This window comes from Paludicola sp. MB14-C6, assembly GCF_030908625.1.
In the GTDB taxonomy this organism is placed as follows: Bacteria; Bacillota; Clostridia; order Oscillospirales; family Ruminococcaceae; genus Paludihabitans.
Genome location: NZ_CP133133.1, coordinates 2,576,931 through 2,599,154, shown reverse-complemented (window position 1 = coordinate 2,599,154; position 22,224 = coordinate 2,576,931). Strand labels below are relative to the sequence as shown.

The following is a 22,224-nucleotide window of genomic DNA, read 5'->3' as shown; positions in this document are numbered from 1 at the left end:
ATGATATACTTTATATGTAAAGCTAACTATACAATTTGGTGGGATAATATGAAAACAAAAATACATGAGTTGCGAAAGCAAAATAAAGTAACACAAGAAGAGCTTGCAAACGCTGTTAATGTTACAAGGCAAACCATTATTTCAATTGAAAATGAAAAATATACAGCTTCGCTGGCATTAGCATATAAAATTTCCCATTACTTTGGGTTAACGATTGAAGACGTCTTTGACTTTAGCGGCATTGAGGAGAATTAACATGGATCAGTTTAAAAAAGATTTAAAGAAAAAGATTTGGATATACACTATCGTTTTTATTCTTGCAATATGCTCAATTATCATTATTGCATTCATTCCAATGCAAACAAAAATGCCTCATATATCTGATTTCATGAAAGGTTATCAGTTTGGTGGAATAACTGGAATGTCTGGCGTTTTTCTTTATCATATTATAAGCTATATGATTGCGCTCAAACGACCAACATACCTAAAGAAGCTCTATATTAGACAAACCGATGAACGAGAATGTTTGATTCAACAAAAATCTTGTTCTATTGCTATGAGTGGGTCTTTAATGGGTTTATGTATAGCAACAATTATTGCTGGGTTCTTCAATCATATTGTTTTTATCACTTTAGGAATAGCTACTGTATGCGTACTATTCGTTTATGTAGGGTGTATTTTTTACTATTCAAAGAAGTTATAAACACAAATGGCTCTCACTCGAGAAAATTGTTTCAATTTTTAAACCTCTCCATCACTGCTGTGGTTCCCCTCTCCTTTAGGAGAGGCTTTTCAATGGCTCTAACTTGTGATATTAATGTTAGCGCTTTATGAAGTAAGTATATTGAACTGAAGAAAAAGCAAATTACATTTTAATATCTGCAAGATATAAGGTTAATTCTTGCTATTATGTATATTGGGCTATCCGCCCAAACCTGACCATGCTTTTTGGCAATCGCCCCAAAAAGCATGGATAAAAAATTCTTTGTTTCTCAAAATTGTTTTTTATATGACATCGCGTCATAGTTAGTACGAAATTGATAAAGGTAAAGCTTGTACTATATTATTCTTCATTTGCTCCCCTAGATAATTTCTTGTAAAATCGTTATGCGACCAGCAATTGTTCCACGCGAATAACATTCGATAGAATATTTAAATATTGCTATATGTCATTTTTGAAAAAACAATTTTCGCAAGTAAAATTCTTCTAATATTCATTTATTCTTGCGCTTGCCGTTTTTCTACAAGATGAGGATGCAACGAAAATTCGTTGCATCCTTTTATAGTTTTATCATTTGTTCATAGTAAGACTGTGATTTATGTTGCTTTACTGAGTATAAAAACAATATTCTAGGACTACCTACATGCAGCCTCGTTCCGATATGACGAAATCCCATCCATGCAAATGGCAACTTGGTTATTACATCATTTCCGTTTTCTACCCGTATCGTTTTAAAAATACGCTTGTCGTATGACCTTTGAAACGCAGAATTTCCAAGTCTCGGGCACCCAAATAATGCTACCTCATAATCTTTTTCCGGGAAATTATATTGTAAATCAATTGCACATAAACAAGCAAGTGCCGCACCGTAAGAATGACCGGTAATCCAAATTTTTTCAATATCATTCGTAATAAAAGTATGAATTTCATCTCGCACATCTTCACACTTATATGCATTAATAAAACCATTATGCACTTTTATTTTTGAATAGTAATTACCATAAGGAATTGATTTTCTCCAAAATCTAAAGTCTGTCATAGCATCAATTAGCGAATCGGTTCCTCGAAAAATAATTTTAATCGTATCACCTAATATACGAACGCTATATTGAACGCCTGTTTTCTCGCTATTGAATTTATATACCCGCTCATCTTTATCTAATGGTTGATGTTCTCCATAGGCTAATCCCGACAATTCTATCATAGACAATAATTCTTGTTTATTCATTTTCATCACCTAAGCCATACTATGCAGCTTAGGTAATACTTGATAAAAATCGAATTAATATTAATGTAAGAAAGATAGTTTATAAGAAATGCTTTTTTCTATAGCTTTTCTTTTTTCCAACAATCATAACATAATCCAATATAAGATTCACTACCACCCATAAAAATCTGTTCGCCTTGTTTCACGATTTTACCATTGTTAAGCCTTGCATTTACTTCGGCCTTTCTTCCACATTTGCAAATTGACTTAATTTCAGTTAAAGAATCGGCTATTTCAAAAAGGCGTTTGCTTCCCTCAAACATATGTGTAGTAAAATCTGTTTTCAATCCAAAACATAATACAGGAACAAATTCAAAGCTTATTTGTTTTAGTTGTTCAATTTGCTCCGTTGATAAAAACTGAGCTTCATCAATAATCAATACGTCAAAATCTTGTGTTTGAAACCACTCATATAAATTCATAGAATGAGGTATAATGATTCCTACATCCTGTAAACCAATTCGTGATTTAATGATATTGACTCCATCTCTATCATCAACTGCTGGCTTCATTAGTCCAACACGATAGCCCGTTTCTTCATAATTGAATTTTGTCATCAATGCTTGTGCTGTTTTGGAACTTCCCATTGCCCCATATTTAAAATACAATTTCGGCATAGTATCATCCTTGCTTTTCATAATGTATCTATTATAATATGAAATTGAGGAAAGTACAATATAATCAGTTTGAATCAGTTACAAATTCTGAATTTGTCATTTTTACATCTTCATTTACAGTCTTTTCTTTCGGATGCTTTACAAAAGCAATCAGCACTAAACTTATTGCAGCTGCAACAGAAGCTATTATAAATGCAGGAAACATTAAATTGATATCCGTTGCAGCAAGGTTTTTATAGTATCCTGCAATATAAGTTGATACTACTGCTCCAATACCAAAACCGACTAATACCATACCATAGTTTGTTGCATTGTATTTTGTGCCAAACATATCAGCAGTAAAAGATGGGAAATTACTTAAAAAACCTCCATAGAAAAATCCGATTAAGCCGATTAACACATAGATATAATATCCTGTTACAAGGTTCACAAGCAAAGAAAGCCCCATCGTTCCACATAAAAGTAATAGAATTGTATTTTTTCTTCCAAGCTTATCGGACACCACTCCCCAGAACAATCGTCCAAATGAGTTAAACAGCGAAATTACCAATACACCAACCGTTGCTGTTTCAGCCATATTCTTTGCAATTGCAATTGGTTTTGCAAAGCCAATCATCATAAGTCCGCCCATACAAGCGAGCATTAATGCCATAGTAACCATATAGAATTGTGGCGTTTTTAGAACTTCTCCTGGTGTAAAATCTTTATTTAGCTGCCCTGCTTTTGGTAATGGAGGCACATAGCCTGTTGGAAGATACCCTATTGGTGGGTTTTGAATGAAAAGTCCTCCTAAAGTACATACTACGATAAAAATAAAGCTAAGCAGCCTAAAAGTTTTTAGTTCTCCTATACCTACGCCACCGAAAAGCTTAATTGTTTTTTCCATTATCGGAGTAAATAATACTCCGCCAAAGCCAAGAGCTGCTACGATGACACCTGTAATCAGTCCACGCTTGTCCGGATACCATTTTTGTACACAAGCTATAGTTGTAGAGTATGTAAATCCCATACCAATTCCGCCTATCACTCCATAGCTTAGCCATAGCATCCAAGGTGCATTTGCTGTTGTGAATGATGCTATAAAAAATCCGAGTGCCATAATAGTACCCCCAAGAATAACGATCATTCTTGGTCCGTATTTATCCTGGAGCTTTCCGCCAATTGTGCTTCCAATTGTAAGCATAGCTAGTAAAAGTGAAAAAGTTAATCCAGCGGATGCATTGTCTCCACCAAATAAACTTTTGGCAATACCATTTTGAAAGATACTCCAAATATATGCTGTTCCTAAGCATAGTTGAATTACGATTGCCGCCAATACGGGAATTATGCGCTTTGTTGTTTTCTGGTTCATAGATATCATCTCCTTTAATATATGACAAAAGCTCTACAGTGAGTTCACTGTAGAGCTTGTTGTTTCATTGATAGGTATATTTCTCTATAATATATAGCACTTATCTTTTACACCACAACCCAAGTAAACCCTATTATTTGTTAACATAATAATTACTACGTTAATAATAAGGCTAATGAGTAAAATTGAAAGTGTAAATAAAGTTGTCATATTCTTCTCCTTATATGGTTTTTGATAATTTAACATAATTATATTGTCTTGTCAACCCATTGAAAAAAGTTTGGAACAGTATCTATATTTCGAATTAACTTCAAGCCACCAATTGTACATTTTGTTTAAACAAAAATCAAACCTTAAAAGAAAATGCTGTACTCTTTTGAATACAGCAAAATAATAATATGTTATAAATGATAGAATATTTTAAATTAGAAGAATCTTCTTAACAAGCCTGAGAAGCCGCTACCATGTCGAGCTTCGTCTTTTGCCATTTCGTGAACAGTATCATGAACAGCATCTAAGCCTAATTCTTTTGCTCTTCTTGCAATCTTCATTTTGCCTTCGCATGCGCCATGCTCTGCTGCAGCTCTTAATTCCAGGTTCTTTTTAGTAGAGTTTGTTACAACATTACCAAGCAACTCAGCAAATCTTGCTGCATGATCTGCTTCTTCTAAAGCATATCTTTTAAATGCTTCTGCAATTTCAGGATAACCTTCACGGTCAGCTTGACGTGACATTGCAAGATACATACCTACTTCAGTACATTCACCAATAAAGTTTTGTTCTAAGCCTTCTTTGATTTCAGCATCAACATCAGCAGCAATACCGATTCTGTGTTCATCAGCATAAGCTACTTGAGCATCAGTTTGTTCAACAAATTTGGAAGCTGGAGCTTTACATTGTGGACAAAATTCCGGTGCATTTTCTCCCTCGTGAACATAACCACAGATTTGGCATACAAATTTTTTCATAATTAATTTCTCCTTTTTCAAATTAAATTTTAATTTTGACTTCTTATATTACTTTTGTCGAAGTTATTTTTTATCATGTTTAAACTATACCATATTAGTATAGTTAAGTCAAGCCCTTTTTTAATAAATATCAAGATTTTTTAAAAAAATTATGTTAAAATAAGATTATGCAAATAAAACTTCTTTCATATAGAAAAACATAATGCAAAAGAAAGGGATATCTTATATGAAAACTATCCTTGTTGGAATTAACGCAAAGTTTATTCATTCCAATTTAGCAATACGCTATTTAAAAAAATATACCGAGCAAAAACAAAATATATCCATTACTACTTGTGAATATACAATCAACCATCAAACAGAATTTATTTTACGTGAAATAGCAAAACAAAAGCCTGATATTTTAGGTTTCTCTTGTTATATATGGAACTATGAAATCATTAAGAAATTAGTAAAAGAGCTAAAAAAGATTTTACCACAAACAACAATTTTTCTTGGTGGTCCCGAAGTTAGCTATGATAGTAGGAAAGTAATAGAAAACACAGATTGCGATATTGTAATTTGCGGAGAAGGTGAAATTCCATTTTCAGAGTTAATTGACAGACTAACGCACAATGAAGATTATTCTGATGTGGAAGGTATCACTTACAGAAACAACAGTGAAGTTATCAGTAATAAGCTTTCTGCGGCAATTCCTTTGGATGATATACCTTTTGTATATGATGATTTTGATGTATTGGACAATAGAATCATCTATTATGAATCTACCCGTGGATGCCCATTTCGGTGTCAATACTGTTTATCAAGTGGCACAGGCGGTGTGCGTTATCTTTCATTAGAGCGTGTTTTTCATGACCTCAACATATTTTTAACGAATAAAGTAAGACAGGTTAAATTTGTTGACAGAACTTTCAATTGCGATAAACAGCATTGTATGGCTATTTGGCAATATATTATGGAACATGATAACGGATACACAAACTTTCATTTTGAAATTGCTGCTGAGCTTTTAGATCATGAAATGATTGCGTATTTATATCAAGCAAGACGTGGGCTATTTCAATTTGAAATCGGAGTACAATCTACAAATAAAGAAACGCTAAAAGCGATTAAGCGCAGAACCGAAACTTCAAAGCTAACTCCCATTATTCATAGTTTACAAGAGAAAAATAATATTCATATGCATTTAGACTTAATTGCAGGGTTACCGTTTGAAGGGTATGATAGCTTTATGCATTCCTTTAATTATGTATATGGGCTTCACCCCGATCAACTACAGCTTGGCTTTTTAAAGCTGCTTAAAGGTTCCGGATTGTTTGATAATGCTTGTAATTATGGTTTAGTATATACTAGCTATGCGCCTTATGAAATCTTAAAAACCAACTGGTTAACCTATGACGAAATATCTAAGCTAAAAATGATTGAAGAAATGGTTGAGATGTATTATAACTCAAACCGTTATCAGCTGTTAGTCCGTTATTTATGTGGCTTCTTTTCTTCACCATTTCGTTTTTTTGAAGCACTGGCAGGATATTATGAAGTAAATAATTTGCATACCTTATCTCATTCAAAAGTGGAAACCTATTCGATTTTATGGGATTTCTTTCAAACGCTTGACAAGAAAGAGAATACAAGCTTTAAATGGTATGCGCTATTTGATTTATACAGCCATGAGAAAGCGAAAAAGTTACCTGATTGGCTAGACATTTCTATGAAAGAAGATTATAAAACTGCCGTATTTGAATTTATTGATAACAAAGAGAATGTTATGAAGTATCTTTCAGAATATGAAGAGTTTGATACCAAACAAATTATTCGAAGCGCCCATATTGAAGTTTTCCCTTTTAACCCGATTACAAATGAGCAAGAAGTTACCCCAGTTTTATTCAATTATCGTGATTGCGACATCTTAGGAAACGCAAAATATGAAGTGATTTGCTTATCATAAATTAAAACCTAGAGAAAGATTTCTAGGTTAGACTGTTGAAAAAGAAAATATTATTTAATATTTGTAAGGTATAAGATTAATTATTACTATATTATTGGGCTATCCGCCCAAGCTTGAGCGTGCTTTGGGGCAATTGCCCCAAAAAGCATGGAGAAAAATGCTTTGTTTCACAAGAATAAGTTTTCCTTGCGCTTTCCGTTTTTCTACAAACTAAAACCTAGAGAAAATTCTCTAGGTTTTAGTTTTATTCTAAGGCTATTTCTTCTTCAGGTTCTGTTTCATCTTCCAAGAATTCTTTTGCTGATTCAGAATCAATATTTCCGATTACCTTTACGTTTGTGCCTTTTTTAATTGGTGCTACTAAAAATCCAACTATGATACCGAATAAAAACATTGCTACGCCAAACCAAAAATTACGCTTTTTTTGTTGCTTTTCCATTGTCTTTTCTCCTTTGTTGTCAATTTTATTTTGTTTCATTATAAGGGGGGAATCCCACCACCGCAAGCGGTCCCCCACCCTTTTACAAGGGAGGTAAACTTTCATCGCTCTTGTTATAGTGGAAAACCGTACGATTACAGAGAAAATTATTACTATGACATTCTCTTCTACAGCAATCTTTGACCGTTGATGAGCAATTCAAAGTTTACGCCTAAATATTCTGCTGCTTTTCTGCTTAATAACATACGGTTTAAAAAGATTTCAAAATAATCCATAACAGGGCAAATAGATGTATCAATTGTTAAATCTAAGATAATAGCCTTATTACCCTCTGAAAAATAAATATCGCTTTTCTCTGCTGCATAATTTACTCTATCATGAATATCAAAGGTTTTTAAATCTTGATTTCTGACTCTGGAACGACGTACATCTGTTTTATCGGCTAAGATAAGTGCTGCTGCGATTGGGTTTACTGGAGATGCAGTTCCCTCATCATGGTTACCGATTGCGCTGATTACCAATGCAATTTCATTTGGCTCCATTCCCAGTTTATCGAGCAAACGAAAAGCCAAAACGGCACCGCTCTGTGCATGGTCTATGCGATTGACTACGTTTCCAATGTCGTGCATATAACCTGCAATTTTTGCAAGCTCTGCTTCTCGCTTAGAATATCCAAGCGTATTCAAAATCATCTCGGCAGTATTTGCCGCACGTGTAACATGGGCATAGGAATGCTCAGTATATCCCAATGCTTTTAATGACCGATCTGCTTCGTCAATATAGCATCGTATTGTTTGATTATGTTTGATTTCATTGAATGTTACTATCATAATGTGTATCCTTTCTTTTGCTCATTTTATTCATTTATAATTCCTGAATAAAATGATATAACTCTGTTGCTATTTTCTCATTGATTTTCGCTGTTTCTCGTAACTGCTCAATTGTCGCCTTTTTTAACTCAGCTTTGGTTTTATATGTTTTCAATAGTGTTGCTGCTTTCTTCTCGCCAATACCATCAACACGAGTTAGTGTAATTTCAAATGAGCTTTTCTTGTGTACTTTCTTTTGATAATTGATTGAAAATCTGTGTACTTCATCTTGAATATTTGTTACAAAAGAAAAAGCGGATTTATAAGATGCGATAGATATTTCTCCACCGTCAATAGCAATCGCTCTTGTACGATGCTTTGCATCTTTTACCATACCGAATAAAGGAATATCCAATTTCATTTGTTCTAGGATTGGCTTAATTGCCGCAACGTGACCTTTACCTCCATCTAGCAAAATTAAATCTGGTAAGCGTCCAAAGCCTTCGCCATTATCTTTTTCTTCAAAATAGCGTTCAAATCTTCTACTGATTACCTCACGCATACTTCTGTAATCGTCTTGTCCGTTGCCTTCGCTTACCTTAAACTTCTTATATGCTTTTTTTAATGGACGGCCGTTATAAAAAACAACCATACCACCAACAATTGAGCTATCACCTAAATTGGAAATATCGTATGCTTCAATATATTCGGGCGTTTTAGGTAAACCTAAAAGCTTTGTAAGCTCAGCAAGTGCTGTTACTTCTCTGCCTGTACGTTCCACTTTTTTGGATAGCTTTTCGCTCGCATTGGATTGTGCCATTTCAACTAGTTTCTTTTGATCACCAATAGCGGGAATTTTGACAGTAACCTTCGTTCCTTGTTTTTGAGATAGATAATCGCTAAGTAGTTCCATACCTTCAAATGCTTCATCTATTATAATTTGTTTTGGAATATCATTGGTAGACAAATAAAATTGATTTAAAAATTCTTGTCGTGTTTGGCTTAAATCATAAATATCGTTAAAGCTATAGTCTTCTTTATCGACTAATTGTGCATTACGGAATTTCAAGATTGCAACTGTTGCATCCGTTAGATTTTGTGAAAATCCAATCACGTCTTGATCGGGTTGGTTAATCATATACACCTTTTGGGTTTCCGTTATTTTTTTTATTGCAAGAATACGGTCACGCAATTTAGCTGCCTTTTCGAAATCAAGATTTTCACTTGCTTGCTCCATTTGTTCTGTCAATCTTGTTACTAAATTAGAGCTTCCCTTCTTGATGTATGCCAATGCCTCATTAATGTTATCATTGTATTCGTCTTTTGTTATCTTTCCTTTACAAACGCCCATACATTGCTTGATATAAAAGTTTAAGCATGGCCTTGATTTCCGCATATCTTGTGGAAATTTTTTATTACACGTTGGAAGCTTAAAAATTTTGTTTACTTCTTCCACTGTTTGTTTTACTGAAAAAGAGCTTGTATAAGGGCCGATATAGTCTGCACCATCATCATATCGTTGCAATTCAGCTGTAATTTTTGGGTAATCGCCTTTGGTGATTTTGATATAGGAATAGCCTTTATCGTCTTTTAATAAAATATTATATTTGGGGGTGTTCTGCTTGATTAAACTACACTCCAAAACCAATGCTTCAAATTCGCTATCTACTACAATATAGTCAAAATCATCTACTTGCGAAACCATCTTGCGCACTTTTTCATTATGGCTTGGATTATTCAAGACAAAATAACTGCTCACCCTATTTTTGAGATTCTTTGCTTTACCGATATAGATAATCTCTTTTTTAGCGTTCTTCATAAGGTAAACGCCGGGTAAATCGGTTAAATTTCTTGCTTTTTCACTCAGTTGATCTAATTTTTTATTCATAATCAGTATTCCTTATTTATACCAATTGGTAATTCCAACAACCTTAATTATTATAAGTTTATCATATGCAATGCCCTAACTTTTAATATTATTATATCACGATATATTGCAATTGAAAAGAATGGATAATAAAAGAGGTATTGAACAAAATCAATATCTCTTTTGGTTGTTTAATCCATTATAACAAACTTTCCATCCAGATGATCCTTACTATTACTACTAAGCATAGACCATATAACTTTGTTATAAGTCAAGTCTTTATCATTCGTAAGATAAAAAAACGTACCGCTTTTTACAGCATTTGGTGCAGTTCCTTGTAACTTTAATAGATATTTGTATTGATATACATTTTCTTTTTTATCGGAAGCAATATAAATATAACTTTTCCCATCATAGAATAAGTCCTTAACATAAGTATTATCATCATACACAGAAACAATGCGGACACTACATTTTTTATTCTTTTTCGTATCTTCAATAAACTTAGTCCATGCTTTATCGCTATAATAACCTTGCTTTGCTTTTGAGTCGATTACATAGCAACCGTCCTTATATGCATTCTCTGATGTATAGTTTTTGGGGATATTGTTAAATCCGGTATAAATCCCATCTTTATCGTAAGTAAGTTTTGGTCTTGTTGCACAGCTTGTGCATAATAACAAGATTGTCAATAATACGGCTGGAAGTTTGATAAAGCGTTTCATGAAAAGGCCTCCTTGTTGTTGATTATCACCTAATTACTCCATTGCCTTAATTATACCATTATTTACTATTATAACAAGGTAAATTTGTAATAATTATATTACATTATAGTTGTATCTTATTTACATCATTTAGAAGCAATGGTACAATATTAATATTACGTTATTAGGGAGACAGAATATGAAAACAAGATTAAAAAAATTAGGGATAGACTCGCTAATTATTTTTTCGCTTATTGCAGTATATTATTTTTTACGAAGTTTTTTAAATCCTGATCAGATTAACTATTTTCCTATAATGATCGATATCTTTATTATTGTATTCGTTTTAATTTTGATAACAAATTTAGTTAATTTCAAATCCAGTAAAGCAATCTATACAAATAGAAAAGCTATTGCGTCGTACTTTCTTTATATTGGAATAATGTTAATATTAGCATATGGGATATTTCATTTTAAATCTATGATTCCGAAAAACGCTGCGTGGATTCTATATGTATTAGTAACTTTATTTGGACTTTTTTCTATTTATGCTTTTCACATTCGACTATCCAATTTTGGATGGCAATTCAATGTTCCCACAATACTCACCACTATTTTATTGATTACATCAATTTTAGGTATTTTCTTCTTACATCACTCTATTCTTCAAAATAATAACTTTTTGAATAGTTCAATCTATGCTTTCTTACTAAAATTTCTAATATGTTCAATATATCCAGCTTTTATCGAAGAAGTTATCTTCCGTGGCGTTGCAATAGCTTGGTTAAAATCTCATATCAAAAGTAACGACTTTCTTATTTTAACAATACAAGCAGTGCTATTTGGTGCTGTACATATTTTTACCAATGGTGGTTTTACTTATGTTGCTCTTATCACATTATTTATGCAAATTACTCTCGGTTATATGCTCGGACGACTGTATCTCTCTAGTCGCTCCTTAGTTCCGGGAATTATCGTTCATGGGTTTATAAATGCTGCAATTTTCACAATTATTATTTAGAAAAAAACCGAGTTTCTTTCGAAACTCGGTTTTTAATTACTTAGATAATAATTCGCATAGCAAATCAGTATATGCGGTTGGATCTTCTACTGAAAAGCCTGCAATTAACATTGCTTGATTATAAAGCATCTCGCTTATTTTGTTTGCTCGCTCTTTATCGTTTTCATATGCATCTTTCAACATATTAAAAATTGGATGTTGTGCATTTAATTCCAAAACACGTTCTGCTTTCATGTGTTGATCTGATTGCATTTGAGCAAAGTATTTTTCCATTTCTAATGAAATGTTACCCTCACTTGATAAGCATACAGGATGGCTCTTTAGTTTTTCGGAAATACGAACTTCTTTCACTTTTCCAGCTAAACTTTCTTTCATAAAATCAAACAAATCTTTATTTTCTTTGGTTTGCTCTTGTGCCGCTTCTCTATCCTCTTTATCGACTACATCATCACTATTGACAGATTTTAATTCTTTACCTTCTACTTCATGAAGGATATTCATAACGAAATCATCTACTTCATCAGTTAGATATAAAATTTCATAATCCTTATCTTTAATTGCTTCTGTTTGAGGTAAGTGATCAATTTTTGTAATCGTCTCGCCACAAGCGTAGTAGATATATTTTTGCTCTTCTTTCATACGAGAGATATATTCAGCTAGTGTAACCGGCTTTTGTTCTGTTGAAGAATAAAATAGCAATAAATCTTTTAAGTTATCTTTATGTGCCCCATATTCGCTTACAACGCCGTATTTCAATTGAATTCCAAAATGCTTGAAAAACTCTTGATATTTTTCACGATCGTTTTCTAACATCTTAGAAAGCTCACGTTTGATTTTCTTTTCGATACTAGATGCAATTACTTGAAGTTGGCGATTTTGTTGTAACATTTCACGTGAGATGTTCAAAGATAAATCTTGAGAGTCAACAACACCACGTACAAAGCGGAAATGCTCAGGAATCAAATCAGAACATTTGTCCATAATTAAAACGCCGCTGGAATAAAGTTGTAATCCCTTTTCATACTCTTTTGTAAAGTAGTTGTATGGTGTTTTAGATGGAATAAACAAAAGTGCTTCATATGAAATAACGCCCTCTGTGCTAATATGAATTGTCTTAATTGGATCTTCGTAATCAAAGAATTTGTCCTTATAAAATTGATTATATTGTTCATCGGTTACTTCACTTTTTTGCTTGTGCCAAATTGGAACCATATCATTTAATGTTTCATTTTCAATATAGGTTTCATATTTTGGTTCGTCATCCTTATCTTTGTTTTCGACAGGACGAGATTTTTCTACATCCATTTTAATTGGGTAACGAATATAATCAGAATATTTCTTAACAAGATTACGAAGAGTATAATCGTTCAAGAAACGAGAATAATTTTCATCTTCCGTATCTTTCTTTAATGTCATGATAATATCAGTTCCGACAGTATCTTTTTCACATTCGGTAATCGTATATCCATCTGCTCCTGTAGATTCCCATTTATAAGCAATATCTGAACCATATGGTTTTGTAATAACGGCAACGCTTTCGCTTACCATAAACGCTGAATAAAAGCCAACACCAAATTGACCAATAATATCAATATCCTCAGGCTTTATTTCTGTTTCAGACATATCATTTTTAAATTGTAATGAACCACTGCGAGCAATGACGCCAAGGTTATCTTCTAACGCCTTTTGATCCATACCGATACCATTATCGGAAACAGTTAAAGTATTGTTTTCTTTATTCGGAATAATTCGAATTGCAAGTTCTTCACGATTAACCGATACTTTATCATTCGTTAAAGAAAGATAGCAAAGCTTGTCCATTGCATCGCTTGCATTGGAGATTAGCTCACGCAAAAAGATTTCTTGGTTTGTGTATATGGAGTGAATCATTAAGTCAAGCAGACGTTTTGACTCTGCTTTAAATTGTTTTTTAGCCATCGAAAGTCCCTTCCTTTTTGAAATAGCATTTACTGTAATATTAGCACTCATCATCATTGAGTGCTAATATTAATATATACCATATCGAGCATATTTTCATTACCAAATTATGAACTTTTATTAAAAATGTAATTATTCTATTTTAGTAAAAAAGTCTCCCTGCTTTAGAGAGACTTGAGACTGTTGATAAAGTAAATGATAATGATATATTTTAAGATTTCAGTTTCTTTCTTGCTATATCAATATTGGGCTATCCGCCCAAGCCTGACCACAATTATAAATGATCTCTAATTGCTATTTGCAAGCTTTTTTCATCATCCAAAGTATCTTCGGATAATTCCCAAATCATAATTCCACCTAAGTTTTCATCTTTCGCAAGCTGCAATTTCTTCAAGATAGTTGGAATACCGTTATATTGAGCTACTCCGCCGTTAATCTCACATTCATCCATTAAATGTCCATCTTCAGGCCTTTGCTTTACAATATCCTCGTAATTTACCCATGCAGTTCCTCTACCATAAAACGGAACACCAATTGTAATCTTCTTTGAATCTAATCCACGAACGTTTTTCCAATAGTTTAGACTTCCAACAGCATACTCAAAAGATGCATGATGTGTAGCCGGTCCATCATAAGCCATTACGTTAATCCAGTCTACCATATCAAGCACCTTATCAGTTTGTGCTTCTACTGCGTTTCCTACATCTGCTCCACCAGTATCAATACCACCCGGATTGCCATTGGCATCTACTCCACCTATAACAGCAGTTGTTAATGTTAACCCTTTTGCATGAAGCTTATTGCCCAATGTTATCATCAATTTTTCATATTGCTTATAAGTACCGTCACTAACTCTAGGATGTTCCCAATCCATATCAACACCATCAAATCCATAGTCTTCAATCATTTCCAGCATTCTGTCGGTTAGTTTTTCTATTTTTTCTTGTGTAGCAGTTGCTTTAATAAATGTGGGCTCCAACGGAATGTCTTTCCAAGACCAACCACCTAGAGAAATACTAACTTTTATGTTATTCTCATGACATATTTGAATGAGCTTGCGTGCATCCTCACCATGGTCTAACGGTAATAAGTCCGCGTCTTCTGTTGGAATTGCAAATGAATAATTTACATGGGTAACAGTATCCAAACGTATACGATTCATTTTAGTTGGTTCCCATGCTGCATAATATCCGATTACTTTCATTTTTTCAACCTCACTTTAACTCATATAATTATATTCAATCTTGAATATATTGATAATAATAATTGAAATTTTTATCTTTAATAATCTTAATATGTAATATTTCTTTACTAATTAGAAGTATACAATTCGCTTCATCTATTGTCAACACATTTTAAAAAATATATAGGTTAAATCTAGTGAAAATAATTATAAAATTACGTTTCCACACCTCTTGTAATTTATAAAAAATTACAGTAAAATATTATTAACATTATTATTTTTTTACAGTTGGAGCTGATTTTTATGGCAATCATACAATGTGAAAATGGTCATAACTATGATAGTAAAAAACATCCTCAATGCCCCTATTGTGCGGGAAATCAAGTTATTGGAGTTACTGTTCCGCTCTATGAAAACACAATTGGTAAAACGCAAGCATCAAAAGATGTGATTCCTAATACAATGCCAATTGCACAAACAAAAAATGATATTGGAGTTACTCAACCCTATTATCATTCGCAATCAGATGATAACCATGATTTCGTTGTAGGTTGGCTTATTTGTATTGAAGGAAACAAAAAAGGAAAAAGCTTTCCCTTACATAATGAAAAGAATTTTATTGGCAAAGAAAAAAGCAATGATGTATGCTTAGATTTTGATACCAAAATCGCACCTAGCGGAACAATTATCATAAGCTATGATTCACAAGAAAATCAGTTTTATATTCAAACCAGTGAAAATCAAAAAAACAATGTTAAGTTAAATCAATCACTTTTACTTGTACCTGTCATTTTAAATGATAATGATACAATCAAAATCGGCAATACAAAACTTTTATTTAAAGCTTTGTGTAATGATAACTTTCAATGGGAGTGAATATTACTTTGTTTGAAAAAAGAAAGATAGGAAAAACTCTTCAAATATATAAACCTCCACAAGAGTTTATAAAAGTACCTTTTGAAACGATAACATATCATTATTGGGTTGGAAATGCCCAGCATATTGGCAAACGTAAAATTCAAGAGGATGCGTTTGCTTTTTCGGATTTAGGTAATCAAAATTTGCTAATGCAAAACGGAATTTGTGCTGTATTATCCGATGGAATTGGTGGCTTGAATAATGGACATATAGTAAGTAATTTTGTTGTAAAAAGTGTTTTAACTGCTTTCCCACAAATAAACTTAACCAATCCCATTTCTCAACAATTGCAAAATATTGCACAAAAAATAAACTATGATATTATGACGCAAGAACTTTCTGATTGTGGTGCTACCTTACTCACAGCAATTATTCACCAAAATAAATTATTTTGGTGTTCTATTGGTGACAGCCGAATATACTTATTTCGAAACGGATATTTACATCAACTCAACGAGGACCATGACTATCAAAATAAGCTGCTATCGCAATATATAAACTCCGAATATCCCCTTTCCTTAGCTTTTTCAGATTTGCAAAAAGATAATTTAACAAGCTACATTGGTATTCCAAATTTAAAGCTGATTGAAACCACAAAACGTTATTTCACATTACAAAATGGCGACAAAATAATACTGTGCACAGATGGAGTATATCAAACACTGTCAAAAACTGAACTCCAAACCTATTTAAAAGCACAGCCACAAGATGCTTGTGAAAACATCATTTATGGTGTTATGTATAAAAAATTGAAAACACAAGACAATTCTACCGTTATGATTATTGAAATGAATTCAGAAAAGAGGACAAATTATGAGTAAAAAAGGATTTGCTATTCTCATCACAATTACAATTTTAATGGCATCATTTCTTGCATTTCCTGTTTCAGCCGCTACTCCCAGCCAATCTAAAGACAGCGTTGTATTCATTTTAACAGATAATTCATGGGGTTCCGGATTTGCAATTGGCGAAACGGGCAAACCGATTCAGTATATTGTAACCAATGCTCATGTTGTTGGAATGGCAAATACTGCGGTAAAGGTTTACTTTTCTTATGCTGCTAATCGCTTTAATATTGCAGAAGTTTATTACTTTAATGAAAAATTAGATATTGCAATTTTAAAACTGCCTGAACCAACAACCGAGAGAAAACCTCTTGTTCTTTGCCCTATGGAAAAAATAAATATGGATGATGATTTTGCAGCTTTGGGATACCCTGGTGCTTACACAAATGAAAATGTTCCTAAATTTGATAAAAGTGATATTTCCATTACTAAAGGCGGTATTGTGAAACAATCCAGAATTGACGGTGAAGATTGCTATCTTCTTGATTTACAAATTAGCGAAGGAAATTCTGGCGGACCACTGGTAAACTCTAAAGGTGAAGTTGTTGGAATTAACTCATTCTATTTAAAAGATAAAGCCACTGACGTAAAAGCAAACTATGCAATTGCAATCAACGAAGTTATGCGAAATATTGATCGCAACACAATTGCCTATAGCGTAACAGGCGAAATAAATAAAAAGTTAATTCTGTTTATTGCAATTGGTGGCGTTGCCTTGATTCTCGTGGTCGCTCTTATCATATGGCTTGTTATGAAAAAGAAATCGCCAAAAACAAAAAAGGCAGTTTCAAAAGTTCAAAAGCCGCAAAATTTTGCGTCAACTGCACCTTATACGCCTGAAAAGGCATTTGCTATTGTTGGAATAGCGGGACTACTAATAGGTAAAAGTTTTTCCATTAATGAAAAAGTACTTATCGGTAGAGACAGCTCCAAATGTAAAATTGCTTTTCCAATTGACACAAAAGGCGTAAGTGGTAAGCATTGCGAAGTATACAATGAAAACAATAGTTTGTATTTGAAAGATTTAAATTCAACTTATGGAACATTTTTAAGTAACGGTACAAAGCTTATTCCAAATACTCCTGTAAAGCTTAACATTGGTGACTCATTTTATTTAGGTGGAGAAGAAAATCAATTTGAGGTTAAATAAATATGAATATTACTGCAAATTCATACACCAATACAGGTGGCAGAAGTAACAATGAAGATTATTGCTGCTATAACATTACCAATGCACAATCTCAATTTATTTTATGTGATGGATTGGGTGGGCATCATGATGGTGAAATAGCATCTAAGTTAGTATGTGATTATCTTCTAAACGAAAGTAAAAATGATTGTAGCTATGATGAAAACACATTGTTAGAAATGATGAACAATGCAAATATCATGCTAAAGCAACAGCAGCGTCATAAAAAAATGTGTACTACCGTTGTCGCTGCTTTTATAGATCATTATGATTTTCGATATTTTCATGTTGGTGATAGCAGATTGTATTATTTTAAAAATGGCTGCCTTTATCATCAATCGAAAGATCACTCAGTTTCTCAAGTAGCCGCAACGATTGGAGAAATAAAATACGAAGACATCAGATTTCATGAGGATAGAAATAAACTTCTAAAGGTATTGGGAAACGATGATGACTTGAATATTAAGAAATTAGAATATCCAATTTCTATTGAGAATAACGATGCCTTTTTACTTTGCTCCGATGGTTTTTGGGAATATGTTTATGAAGCTGAGATGGAAGCCGATTTAGTAAAATCGATTTCACCCAATCACTGGCTATCATATATGATAAAACGAATTTTACTGAAGCAATTAAAAGATAATGATAATTTTACCGCAATTGCTGTTTTTGTAAATGAATGAAGGGTGATGTCTATGCAAATTAACGATAGGTTTTTCTGTGATAATTGTTTCAATGAGTTATCAAGTGAATTAGAACAATGTAGCGAATGTAAATTTATAAAGGAAGACTATCATCCTGAAATTGGCATACTTCCTATAGGTGAAATATTATTAGGTAGATATGTTATTGGAAAAAAGCTTGGACGTGGTGGCTTTGGTGTTACTTATCTAGGTTATGACTTAAAATTAGATAAAAAAGTGGCGGTCAAAGAATATCTACCCGATGGCTTAGCAACAAGATATTTCAATCAAACTGTACTTTCAATTTATACAGGTGAAAAAACGGAGCTGTTCAAAAGAGGTGCACAAAGCTTTTTAGAAGAAGCAAGGATTGTCTCAAAATTCAATGGCAACCCCCACATCGTTTCCGTATATGAATTCTTCTATGAAAATGAAACCGCATATTTTGTGATGGAATATCTGGAAGGTGTTGACTTAAAGCAACATCTTACACAATCACAAAGCTTTTTTTCTGAAAAAGAAATCATTGATATCATTCTTCCAATAATGGATGCACTTATCATTGTGCACAGCCTTGGTGTACTACACCGAGATATTTCACCCGATAATATCTTTATTACAAAAGATAACAATGCCAAGTTGATTGATTTTGGCGCTGCAAGGCAGGTGCTTGGAGAACAATCTAAAAGTTTGTCTATCATATTAAAGCAAGGGTTTGCCCCAATTGAGCAATATCAATCCAAAGGAAAACAAGGACAATGGACTGATATTTACGGGCTTGCAGCAACAATATATTATTGCTTAACCGGTAAAGTACCTGAATGTGCATTAGATCGATTAGAAGAAGATACCTTGAAGATGCCATCAGAACTTGGTATTGCAGTTTCGCCTACTTTTGAAAAGATATTAAAAAAGGCATTGTCAATCCGATATACAGATCGGTATCAAACAATGCTCGAATTTAAAAATGATTTGTTATCTCTGTTGCCAAAAGCGGTTGAAGAAAAGCCAATAAGGAAGAAATCATCTAACGTAAATATTAAAAATTTGCAAGACAAGATGAGTGGCAGCATACAAAAAATGTTTGCATTTATACGAAAGAACAGAAAGCCAATTGCAATTATAACTAGTATTATTATGGTAATTGGTGTTTCTACAACGGCTGTCGTTCTAGGCTTTCGTAATCAAAATTGGTTTACAAATAGCCCAAAAGCAACTGCTGTATTAGAAGATGGTGATAGCTCTATTCCATTATCAAGTGACATAAGCAGTAATAATGCTAGTCAACTTAACTCACAAGAAGAGAGTAAAGCTTCTTCAAGTACGAAAAATATAATTTCAAATGCAGGAAAAGTCTCTTCGCATAGTTCACAATCATCAGCTAGTCAAGAAACAAGTCATACTGCTACATCACAAGCTGCTAGTAACAATAATACTAACACAACTTCTTATACACAATCATCTCATAAAACCTCATCACAATCGACAAGTTCATCCCCGCCTAATTCAAGTAGTCCTTCTTCAACACCAAGTAGTACTGACACTAGTTCTATAACTTCATCTGAAGATAATTATAAAACTTGTTGGTGGTGTGCTGGAACAGGCATGATGAAATGTACCACTTGCTCTGGTACTGGATATGCCACTACAAGCGGTAGTATAAATGGGGTTTCCTTTAAAGTTGGTGACCCTTGCCCAAAACATGAAGAGCCACACACTTGTACCATTTGCAAAGGAACCGGAAAAATTCCCAAATAACACAACCAATTCTTTGACAATATAAGAGGGTGATTACAAATGCAAATCAATGATCAGTTTTTCTGTGATAGCTGTTTTAAGTTGTTATCAAGTGAATTTGAACAATGTAACGAATGTAATTTTGTAAAGGAAAACTATAATCCTGAAATCGGCATTCTACCTATTGGTGAAATACTATTAGGTAGATATCTAATCGGAAAAAAGCTTGGACGTGGGGGATTTGGTGTTACTTATTTAGGCTTTGATTTGAAGTTAGAAAAAAAAGTGGCTATCAAAGAATATTTTCCTGATGGTTTAGCTACAAGACATTTAAACCAAACAAAGCTTTCTATCTACACAGGCGAAAAAACAGAGTTATTTCAAAAGGGTGCACACAGCTTTTTAGAAGAAGCAAAAATTGTATCTAAATTTAATGGAAATCCTAATATTGTTTCTGTATATGAGTTTTTCTATGAGAATGAAACAGCATATTTTGTAATGGAATATCTTGAGGGCGTTGATCTGAAAAGATATATGATGGAATCAGGAAAGCAAATATCAGAAGAAGAATTAGTAGAACTGATTGCTCCAATTATGCAAGCTTTAATTATTGTTCACAACATTGGCGTCTTACATCGAGATATATCTCCTGACAATATTTTTTTAACCAGTGATAAAAATGTAAAACTCATTGATTTTGGTGCGGCAAGACAAGTTTTAGGAGAAGAATCAAAAAGTCTGTCAGTTGTACTAAAACAGGGGTTTGCACCTATCGAACAATATCAAACTAGAGGAAAACAAGGCCAATGGACAGATATTTATGGGCTTGGTGCAACTATGTATTATTGTTTGACAGGCAGAACTCCCGACTCTGCTTTAGATCGATTAGAAGAAGATACCTTAAAGATGCCTTCAGAACTTGGTTTCCCCGTTTCACCTTCTTTTGAAAGAGCACTAAAAAAAGCTCTTTCCGTTCGTGCTATTGATCGGTATCAAACTATCATTGAATTTAAAAATGATTTAAACCTATTCCCACAAGAACAAAACAACATAGTTGATAGTTATGCAAAAACATCTCCACTGCAACCGAAAAAGAAGCTTCGCATAGCAGAATTCTTTCATAATAATAAAAAATTGATTGGCATTGCGGGCTCTATATGTGCAGTAATTATTATTTTTGTAATTGTAATAAACTCGTTTCCAAAAATGAACCCGTTTGTGCCAAATACGAATAACGTTCAGAACGCCAACCACTCCATCAGTTCTAAGACTACTTCAAATCAAACAACACAAGCTAGCACAAGCTCAATGCAAATCAATTCCTCAAAAGAGAGTATAAACAGCAAAACCTCATCACAGGAACCGAACAACTCTAAAGAAACTACTGTATCAAGTTCGACTACAAGCAATGATAAATCTCAAGCAGACAACAGTAATATTCCTGTGACAAATATTTCAATCAGTAAGTCAAGTGCAAAGTTAAATATCGGGGATCAATTAACATTATCTGCCAGCATCACTCCATCCAATGCATCAAATAAGCAACTGATTTGGTCTTCAGATAATAATTCTGTAGCTTCAATCAATAATGGGCAAGTTACGGCAAAAGGTGCAGGAGCTGCAATCATTACAGTCACATCAAAAGATGGAAATAAAACGGCTACTTGTACAATAACGGTGGAAGCGGCAATCTCAAAAGCTGTCAATGAACCACATACAATTATCACAAACTTATACACAGTAAAAGGCACATATACCGGTGAATGGAAAGATGGCAAGCCAAACGGTAAAGGAACATTTACAGTTACAGAAGAAGTACCTTCAAAGTGGGACGTAGGAGATCAACTAATTGGAACTTGGAGCAATGGCTATTTAAATGGATATGCTGAATATCATGGTGTGAGTGGATGGAGTTACAAAGGCGGATTTAGAAATGGCTTAAAGCATGGAAAAGGTGCATGGTATTATAACAATGTATTTGATGAAGAAGTTTATTATAATGATGGTATAGAAGCTTAA

General features: G+C 33.3%; 20 protein-coding genes. 10 read left to right on the top strand and 10 right to left on the bottom strand.

Annotation, left to right across the window (positions count from 1 at the left end):
- The first annotated feature begins 48 nt into the window (after positions 1-48).
- Positions 49-255 (top strand): helix-turn-helix transcriptional regulator, encoded by a 207-nt coding sequence (locus RBG61_RS12350; protein ID WP_307943976.1) that lies wholly within the window; start codon positions 49-51, stop codon positions 253-255.
- 1 nt (position 256) lies between these two features.
- Positions 257-703 carry a hypothetical protein gene (locus tag RBG61_RS12345; RefSeq protein WP_307943974.1) on the top strand — a complete coding sequence of 149 codons (447 nt, stop codon included), beginning with the start codon at positions 257-259 and terminating at the stop codon, positions 701-703.
- 577 nt (positions 704-1,280) lie between these two features.
- Here RBG61_RS12345 and RBG61_RS12340 read toward each other — a convergent pair.
- The 4 genes from RBG61_RS12340 to RBG61_RS12325 form a co-directional block, all read right to left on the bottom strand.
- Positions 1,281-1,949 carry a lipase family protein gene (locus tag RBG61_RS12340; protein WP_307943973.1) on the bottom strand — a complete coding sequence of 223 codons (669 nt, stop codon included), beginning with the start codon at positions 1,947-1,949 and terminating at the stop codon, positions 1,281-1,283.
- 98 nt (positions 1,950-2,047) lie between these two features.
- Complete coding sequence (locus RBG61_RS12335) at positions 2,048-2,605, bottom strand: thymidine kinase (protein WP_307943971.1); 558 nt, start codon at positions 2,603-2,605, stop codon at positions 2,048-2,050.
- Positions 2,606-2,669: 64 nt separating this feature from the next.
- A complete protein-coding gene (locus RBG61_RS12330; RefSeq protein WP_307943968.1) occupies positions 2,670-3,956 on the bottom strand; it encodes an L-lactate MFS transporter in 1,287 nt (428 codons plus the stop codon).
- Positions 3,957-4,381: 425 nt separating this feature from the next.
- Positions 4,382-4,924 carry an NADH peroxidase gene (locus RBG61_RS12325; RefSeq protein ID WP_307943965.1) on the bottom strand — a complete coding sequence of 181 codons (543 nt, stop codon included), beginning with the start codon at positions 4,922-4,924 and terminating at the stop codon, positions 4,382-4,384.
- A 226-nt stretch (positions 4,925-5,150) separates the two neighbouring features.
- Between RBG61_RS12325 and RBG61_RS12320 the strand changes: the two genes are divergently transcribed.
- On the top strand, positions 5,151-6,872 hold the full coding sequence (locus RBG61_RS12320) for a B12-binding domain-containing radical SAM protein (protein WP_307943962.1): 1,722 nt from the start codon (positions 5,151-5,153) through the stop codon (positions 6,870-6,872).
- A gap of 244 nt (positions 6,873-7,116) precedes the next feature.
- On the opposite strand, the gene RBG61_RS12315 is transcribed toward RBG61_RS12320, so the two are convergent.
- The 4 genes from RBG61_RS12315 to RBG61_RS12300 all read right to left on the bottom strand — a co-directional run bounded on the left by RBG61_RS12315 (position 7,117) and on the right by RBG61_RS12300 (position 10,712).
- On the bottom strand, positions 7,117-7,311 hold the full coding sequence (locus tag RBG61_RS12315; protein WP_307943961.1) for a hypothetical protein: 195 nt from the start codon (positions 7,309-7,311) through the stop codon (positions 7,117-7,119).
- Positions 7,312-7,478: 167 nt separating this feature from the next.
- Complete coding sequence (locus tag RBG61_RS12310; protein ID WP_307943957.1) at positions 7,479-8,141, bottom strand: HD domain-containing protein; 663 nt, start codon at positions 8,139-8,141, stop codon at positions 7,479-7,481.
- A gap of 34 nt (positions 8,142-8,175) precedes the next feature.
- A complete protein-coding gene (gene uvrC / locus RBG61_RS12305) occupies positions 8,176-10,008 on the bottom strand; it encodes an excinuclease ABC subunit UvrC (RefSeq protein ID WP_307943956.1) in 1,833 nt (610 codons plus the stop codon).
- Positions 10,009-10,178: 170 nt separating this feature from the next.
- On the bottom strand, positions 10,179-10,712 hold the full coding sequence (locus RBG61_RS12300; RefSeq protein WP_307943955.1) for a hypothetical protein: 534 nt from the start codon (positions 10,710-10,712) through the stop codon (positions 10,179-10,181).
- Between the two features lie 178 nt (positions 10,713-10,890).
- On the opposite strand from RBG61_RS12300, the gene RBG61_RS12295 reads away from it, so the two are divergent.
- A complete protein-coding gene (locus tag RBG61_RS12295; RefSeq protein ID WP_307943953.1) occupies positions 10,891-11,712 on the top strand; it encodes a CPBP family intramembrane glutamic endopeptidase in 822 nt (273 codons plus the stop codon).
- 36 nt (positions 11,713-11,748) lie between these two features.
- Here the strand turns inward: RBG61_RS12295 and htpG are convergent, their stop codons facing one another.
- Positions 11,749-13,650, bottom strand: coding sequence for a molecular chaperone HtpG (gene htpG, locus RBG61_RS12290; RefSeq protein ID WP_307943951.1), 1,902 nt, complete (start codon positions 13,648-13,650; stop codon positions 11,749-11,751).
- A gap of 274 nt (positions 13,651-13,924) precedes the next feature.
- Positions 13,925-14,854: a glycosyl hydrolase family 18 protein gene (locus RBG61_RS12285; protein ID WP_307943949.1), complete on the bottom strand. Its 930-nt coding sequence runs from the start codon at positions 14,852-14,854 to the stop codon at positions 13,925-13,927.
- Positions 14,855-15,136: 282 nt separating this feature from the next.
- Between RBG61_RS12285 and RBG61_RS12280 the strand changes: the two genes are divergently transcribed.
- Genes RBG61_RS12280 through RBG61_RS12255 form a run of 6 tightly spaced genes read left to right on the top strand, consistent with a single transcriptional unit; the run spans position 15,137 to position 22,224 of the window.
- Positions 15,137-15,709, top strand: coding sequence for an FHA domain-containing protein (locus RBG61_RS12280; protein WP_307943947.1), 573 nt, complete (start codon positions 15,137-15,139; stop codon positions 15,707-15,709).
- Positions 15,710-15,717: 8 nt separating this feature from the next.
- Positions 15,718-16,572 (top strand): PP2C family protein-serine/threonine phosphatase, encoded by an 855-nt coding sequence (locus tag RBG61_RS12275; RefSeq protein ID WP_307943945.1) that lies wholly within the window; start codon positions 15,718-15,720, stop codon positions 16,570-16,572.
- Positions 16,565-17,746, top strand: a complete 1,182-nt coding sequence (locus RBG61_RS12270) for a trypsin-like peptidase domain-containing protein (RefSeq protein WP_307943943.1) — start codon at positions 16,565-16,567, stop codon at positions 17,744-17,746. The genes RBG61_RS12275 and RBG61_RS12270 overlap by 8 nt, the downstream gene beginning before the upstream one ends.
- Positions 17,747-17,748: 2 nt before the next feature.
- Positions 17,749-18,468, top strand: a complete 720-nt coding sequence (locus RBG61_RS12265) for a PP2C family protein-serine/threonine phosphatase (RefSeq protein WP_307943941.1) — start codon at positions 17,749-17,751, stop codon at positions 18,466-18,468.
- Positions 18,469-18,480: 12 nt separating this feature from the next.
- Positions 18,481-20,226 (top strand): protein kinase domain-containing protein, encoded by a 1,746-nt coding sequence (locus RBG61_RS12260; RefSeq protein ID WP_307943939.1) that lies wholly within the window; start codon positions 18,481-18,483, stop codon positions 20,224-20,226.
- A 39-nt stretch (positions 20,227-20,265) separates the two neighbouring features.
- Positions 20,266-22,224, top strand: coding sequence for a protein kinase domain-containing protein (locus RBG61_RS12255; protein WP_307943937.1), 1,959 nt, complete (start codon positions 20,266-20,268; stop codon positions 22,222-22,224).